1 protein-coding gene is annotated in these 1,162 nt (G+C 74.1%); it reads left to right on the top strand.

What is annotated here, in order from left to right; translation table 11 throughout:
• The coding region (locus AB0C29_RS49585) for an FAD-dependent oxidoreductase (protein WP_360835504.1) at window positions 1–1,028 on the top strand (1,028 nt) is incomplete at its 5' end.
• Between the last annotated feature and the right edge of the window lie 134 nt (window positions 1,029–1,162).

The raw sequence follows: 1,162 nt of genomic DNA on the forward strand, positions 1-1,162 counted from the left end.
CCGGCCCGGCCGGGCTCGCCGCCGCCCAGCAGCTGGCCCGGGCCGGTCACGCCGTCACCGTCTACGAGCGCGACGACAAGATCGGCGGGCTGCTGCGGTACGGCATCCCCGACTTCAAGCTGGAGAAGGAGCGCATCGACGAGCGGCTGGCGCAGATGGCCGCCGAGGGTGTGGTCTTCGAGACCGGCGTCAACGTGGGCGTCGACATCACCGCCGACGACCTGCGGGAACGCTTCGACGCGGTGCTGCTGACCTGCGGCGCCCTGGCCGGCCGGGACGCCACCGACACCCCGGGACGCCACCTCGGCGGCGTCCACCTGGCCATGGAGCACCTCGTCCCGGCCAACCGGGTGGTGGCCGGCCAGCAGGAGAGCACGCCGATCGACGCCGCGGGCAAGCACGTGGTGATCATCGGTGGCGGCGACACCGGCGCCGACTGCCTCGGCGTCGCCCACCGGCAGGGCGCGGCGGGCGTGATCCAGCTCGACCAGTACCCGCTGCCCCCGGAGACCCGGCTCGGCGAACTGCACCCGTGGCCGACCTGGCCGGTCATCCTGCGCAACTACCCGGCCCACGAGGAGGGCGGCGAACGCATCTTCGGCGTCGCGGTCCAGGAGTTCGTCGACGACGGTACGGGCAACGTGACCTCGGTACGGGTCGCGGACGTGGTCGTGGAACGGGTCGACGGGCGCCGTACCGTCACGGTCCAGGAGGGCTCCCAGCGTGACCTGCCCGCCCAGCTGGTGCTGCTCGCGATCGGCTTCGAGGGCACCGAGCAGCAGCCGCTGCTGGAGCAGTTCGGGGTGATCCGCAACGGCCGCGGCGCGGTCGACGCCGGTGACGACTGGCAGACCGGCGTGCCGGGTGTCTTCGTCGCGGGTGACATGCACCGCGGCGCCTCGCTGATCGTCTGGGCCATCGCCGAGGGCCGGGCGGCCGCCGCGGCGATCCACACCTACCTGGGCGGCTTCGGCGAACTGCCGGCCCCGGTACGCCCGTCGTCGCAGCCGCTGGCCGCGGTGCGCTGATCCACGAGTCGGTGACGGGGCGGGGGGTCCGCCCCCGGATCCACTACGCTCCCCCCCGGGGGCCACGTCTTCACCCGGCTCGCCCGGCCCGGGCTGGTGGTGTTGCCGCACTGGCCGGAACGCGACGTACGGCT

The organism is Actinoplanes sp. NPDC048791, assembly GCF_040650095.1.
Lineage (GTDB): Bacteria > Actinomycetota > Actinomycetes > Mycobacteriales > Micromonosporaceae > Actinoplanes.